The 4,827-nt window shown below is 45.5% G+C and carries 4 protein-coding genes; 3 read left to right on the forward strand and 1 reads right to left on the reverse strand.

The annotated features are described in order from the left end of the window. The first annotated feature begins 156 nt into the window (after positions 1-156). Positions 157-1,968, forward strand: a complete 1,812-nt coding sequence (locus AB4507_RS21800; protein ID WP_017065908.1) for a PLP-dependent transferase — start codon at positions 157-159, stop codon at positions 1,966-1,968. 116 nt (positions 1,969-2,084) lie between these two features. Here AB4507_RS21800 and AB4507_RS21805 read toward each other — a convergent pair whose 3' ends face one another. Beyond that, positions 2,085-2,327 carry a hypothetical protein gene (locus AB4507_RS21805; protein ID WP_017059085.1) on the reverse strand — a complete coding sequence of 81 codons (243 nt, stop codon included), beginning with the start codon at positions 2,325-2,327 and terminating at the stop codon, positions 2,085-2,087. A gap of 407 nt (positions 2,328-2,734) precedes the next feature. On the opposite strand from AB4507_RS21805, the gene AB4507_RS21810 reads away from it, so the two are divergent. Together AB4507_RS21810 and AB4507_RS21815 are read left to right on the forward strand one after the other, a co-directional pair. Further along, positions 2,735-3,784 carry an HlyD family secretion protein gene (locus AB4507_RS21810; RefSeq protein ID WP_102428604.1) on the forward strand — a complete coding sequence of 350 codons (1,050 nt, stop codon included), beginning with the start codon at positions 2,735-2,737 and terminating at the stop codon, positions 3,782-3,784. Positions 3,785-3,796: 12 nt separating this feature from the next. Next, positions 3,797-4,819 carry a DUF2955 domain-containing protein gene (locus tag AB4507_RS21815; protein ID WP_372183356.1) on the forward strand — a complete coding sequence of 341 codons (1,023 nt, stop codon included), beginning with the start codon at positions 3,797-3,799 and terminating at the stop codon, positions 4,817-4,819. The last annotated feature ends 8 nt before the right edge of the window (positions 4,820-4,827 follow it).

A 4,827-nucleotide genomic window follows, 5' to 3' on the forward strand; every position in this document is an offset into this window, starting at 1 on the left:
TCGATCTCGTCCATTGGCATATTCCATCAATATTGGGTTTAGCTTGGCAATATTATTGCTCAAAGTGTATGTCTTACTTTGCAAATAGCAATTTTTAACATCTGCCCAAAACTAAAATTAAAGGAGGAACAACAAGCATGGAATGACTTAGCAATTATGAATACTTCAACTCAACTTAGCCCGCTGCGTAAAACCACAAAACACGAACAAGCAGAAGCCCTTGCGATTGAGCAAGCAAAGCACTTTGGTATCGATCCAAACAGTGATTACGGCGTCACGCTTATCGAACTGGCGACGACGCTGTACAAAGCCAATACCAAGACTCACGACCTTTGGGCATTGACCGTTGATGGACTTTCAGAACTCGACAAGAGTGACCGAATCGCCTGGTTTAACGCCAAACGTTTCCTGTCATTCCAGATCGCTAAGATCCTCGATAACCTGCAAAACCCGATGCGTGCCACTTACCAATCCATTGCCACCAATAATGGCAACTTTGCGTCTAAAGGCGCGTATCCTATCTTCGATAATGTGGCGGCTATCTTCTCGGCAAGCCCGGTTATTACGCGCACTGCGACCTATTTATTTGCCTGTACAGAATGGATTGAAGATGCGTTCAACGGTAAAGAACCGCTGCACGATATTTATTCTCGACTGCTTAACCCAACCTCGATTTCACTGGCTAACCATATGGTTGATATCGAGGCAGGCTCTAGAGCCAACGAATACCTCGCATGGAACTTTAACTCGGGTATGGCGGCTATTGATGGGTTGTTGAGCCACTTGCTCGGGCATGAAGACATTGTTTTGGCTTCACGCAATATCTACGGTGGTTCTTACCAGCTGTTGGAAGATTGGTTTGGAAAACCTTCTAATCTGAATGTCGCGGTAGAGTGGGTGGATGGTTACTCCGGTGATGAGTTTGCGACGCGCCTTGATGAGGTTGCTGATAAATACGCAGATCGCATCGCTGCAGGTAAGAAAATCTACGTTTACCTAGAGTCACCGTGTAACCCGCATGGATACGTGTTGGATGTTGCTAGCATCAGTAAAGCTGGTCACTCTCGTGGTTGGGATGTGATTGTTGACTCAACAGTGGGTACACCATTGTTGCACCCAGTACTAAAACGTGACGATGTGATGGAAAGACCAGATTATGTGATTCACTCCTACACCAAAGAACTGGCGGGTTCTGGCACCACAACTGCTGGGGTTGTGATTGGTCGCAATGAGACTATGTTTGTGCCAAAAGGAGAGGAGGTCACTTTCACCAAGCCCAACGGTGATGAGGCCAAAATCCTATGGAACGAAACGCTGTTTTGGAATGTGTACTACATTAAGGGTGCATTCCTAGATGCAGATAAAGCGTTTGAAGTGCTCAATGGTATGAAAACGTATGAGATGCGAGTGGTGCAAAAAACGATTAATACACTGACTCTCGCGAAGATCTTTGATGCTCACCCAGACATCAATGTGTCGTGTCCTGCTTTGCCAGATAGTGATAACTATGAACACTGCCAGAACAACATGTACTTGGGGCTACCAGCGGCGCTTTTCACTATCGATATGGAAGGCAATGGCGACCGTGCGCCAATCAATCGAGATGGCTTCAAACAGTTCTTCGACATGCTTGAGCCCGCTATCGGCATGCAAGTAAGTTTAGGGCAAACCAATACAGTGGCGCTGTGTCCAGCACTGACTACGCACTCAGAACTCAGTGATGAAGCGCTCAATGAAGCCGGTATCAAACCGACGACAATGCGTATCTCTATCGGCTTGGAAGATCCTCGAATGTTCATTGCTCATATTGTCGAGGCGGCTAAATTGTCGATTGACCGCAACCACGTAGATTTCTCATCCAGCTTCCCGAGTGGTGACAATATCGATGAAATCTATATGCAAACTTATATGGATGTACACCAGAAGTTTGTGAAAAGCTTGCCGAAGTTCAGTCAGCTGAGTCAGTAACTTAGGTCAGTTAACAAGATTAGTCAGTTAAAGGCCGTCAATAAAAAAGCACCCAGCTGACTCAATAGTCGGTAGGGTGCTTTCTCGATGATCATATTGGTTTACCAAGTCACTTACTATTTAGGCTGGTGGCCTGTCTTCTTCGCAAGTTCTTGCATAGCCTCGGCAAACGTAGTTGTTCCGCCTTTCGCTTTAACCTGAACCACCTTATATCCTTGGCTTTCCAGCGCTTGGCGCTCTTCTAAAACGGCTTTGTCATCTGGTTGACTGCCTTGCACAGGCTGATGAATGTAATACCCTTCTAATTGACCATCTTCGACCAGTTGGTGGTGTTTCAGTGCATTGATATCAAAATTCATAGTAAGTCTTTTCGCTTTAAATGGAGAGTCTCTGTGGCAAAGGCCGCGAGTCTTTATAATTTTATGGTTTGTACAATAGGCATTTTAACCATAAGAAGCTAGTTCAAATTCAGTAATCTAATGGAATGTAACTGGGTACGGCTTACTTCTTCAATCTTTTATTGAGCGTAGGGAAGGAAAGGGGATGAACGGAATTCTAACGTTTCAATACACCCTTATCTGACCTTTTTGCTCAACCACTGAGCGAAATCGGTACAAATCATCAACCTTTCCAAATGTGGAATCCATACTTCTTTTATTGGCTATATTTTCCAATTGTAAATGGTTATAACCTAGTTTTCGTAGAAAAGAGAATCGAATAAGCCGTGAGCGCGGCGCTTTATAACGAATGAAAACTAGGCACAAGCATGAACGAAAATTTTTATAGATACGCGATTTACACTGTTTTTTCAGCGGCAGCATTGTTCTCCGCTTTTTTAGTCACCTCAGATAATGTTTCCCCTTTCACCACTCAAGCGACTTTGTATCGTAACGTGGCGACCATTGCGCCAGAAGTGTCCGGTGTGATTACCGATGTCATGGTTAGTAATGGCGAGTTGGTTGAAAAAGGTCAGCCATTATTTGCTATCGATGCCAGTAGCTACCAATTGAAAGTGGCACAAGCGCAAGCCGAACTGCATCAAGCGCGTGATTCTGACTCAGCGAAATGGCAGCAATTAGCAGCAGCGAAACAAACACAAAGCCAACGAGAATTCGAATATCACAACGCGAAACAGAAACTCGCACGTAACCAAAAACTGCGTAACAAAGGGCTTGCGACTGAACAAGATCTTGATGATGCAATCACCAATACACAAGTTGCGAGTAGTGCGGTTGAAGCTGCGAACGCGGAAGTGAAACGCATTGAGGTTGAGTTATCGACCCAAGACCGCACAGCGGCCATTGAATTAGCAGAAGCAAAACTTGCCAGTGCGGAACTGGATTTAGGCCACACTCAAGTCGTCGCGCAAACGGAAGGTGTCGTGACCAACTTACAATTGCAATCGGGCAGTTATATCACTCAAGGCACTTCATCATTGCTGCTGGTGGACGAAGCTCATGCGTGGATCAGTGCAGACTTCAATGAGAAAGGCATTGATAAGCTTACTAATGGCCGCGAAGTTTTGGTCTCTTTTGATGCGCTACCGGGCAAAGTCTTTACGGGTGAAGTGAGTAGCCAAGAGCGTGCGATTTACGACACCAATAATGCCAATGGCAAGCTGTCTAGCGTGACTAATGATACGCGTTGGATCCGTGAGCAACAGAAAGTACGTACCCGCATTACCGTTAACGAACTGGATCCTTCGATGATCTCAGGTTCACGAGCGAGTGTGATTGTTGAAAGCGGTAACCCAATAATGCACGTTATTGGCTCGGCTTGGATTCACTTGGTTTCAACATTTCGCTACATCTATTAGTAGGAGATGACTATGTGGACATTCGAAAACACTGCACAGGGTCAGTCTCAACGTAATGAAGCGCTGCGCGTCGCACTTACTGTGACGATTTGTATGGTGTTGGGAAAGCTACTAAACCTAGACTCTCCCGTTTATCTGGCGTTGTATCCAACCATCATCATGACCAAGAATAAAGATTACTCTTGGCTTGGCCTGATCCGTACTTTGTCACCCACTTTATTGGCTGCAAGTACAGCGCTGGTGGTGACTGAGATATTTTCACAGCATCCGTTTGTGGTGTGGACCATTAGCCTGTTCTTCTTCGATTTTATGCGTCGTCGAGCTACTACACCGGCAAAGAAAGGTCAAATGTTGATGCCAACTTTCAACTGGATTTTGATTGTCGTGTTTGCTCAGCACACCACCATGGATATGCCGATGCGTATTCATGAAATTTTGTTATCCATGTTGATTACCATGGTAGTAGCAAAAACCATGGTGGCTCTGTTCCCTGTTGAGCAAGGAAGCAAGCCTCCTGTATTTAAAGAACAGCCTGTCACATTTGAGAACAGAGCAATTTCACTCGCGTTGATTGGTCTTGGTTTGGCATTCTTGATGATTGTCGACATCATCTCTGCAACGTTCTGCATGGTGCCAGTGATTGCTGCTGCAACCCAAACCACACACAAAAGCTTTATCGACGTGGTTGACCGCCGTTTTCAAACTCAAGTAGGCGGCTGTGCAGTAGCCGCGGTGTTCACCTTGTTGATGGCAGGGCATCAGTCTACATTCGGTTACTACACCATAGTGTTGGGTTTATTTGCCTTTATGATCACCGCATCAATGGCCAAAGCGAAAGGTTCAGCCAGAGACATTCATGCCGATGCGTTATTGGCGACTATGCTGCCGATTCAGTTGTACATGACCAGTAGCAATTTAGGGTTGAAAAGTACCTTCCTACGCGCTTGGGAGCTGACTGTGACTTTGTTTGTGCTGTGGGCTTTGTGTCATTTTGTTCGTAAGCCTAATGGTGAAGAGCCGGCACTCGTTCGCTAATAATCAAA

Source organism: Vibrio sp. 10N.222.54.A3 (assembly GCF_041474095.1).
In the GTDB taxonomy this organism is placed as follows: Bacteria; Pseudomonadota; Gammaproteobacteria; order Enterobacterales; family Vibrionaceae; genus Vibrio; species Vibrio crassostreae_C.

What these genes read in the sequence shown, in the direction of transcription:
- AB4507_RS21800 (WP_017065908.1), top strand. Translation starts at nt 157, where the DNA reads ATGAATACTTCAACTCAACTTAGCCCGCTGCGTAAAACCACAAAACAC.
- AB4507_RS21805 (WP_017059085.1), bottom strand. Translation starts at nt 2,327, where the DNA reads ATGAATTTTGATATCAATGCACTGAAACACCACCAACTGGTCGAAGAT.
- AB4507_RS21810 (WP_102428604.1), top strand. Translation starts at nt 2,735, where the DNA reads ATGAACGAAAATTTTTATAGATACGCGATTTACACTGTTTTTTCAGCG.
- AB4507_RS21815 (WP_372183356.1), top strand. Translation starts at nt 3,797, where the DNA reads ATGTGGACATTCGAAAACACTGCACAGGGTCAGTCTCAACGTAATGAA.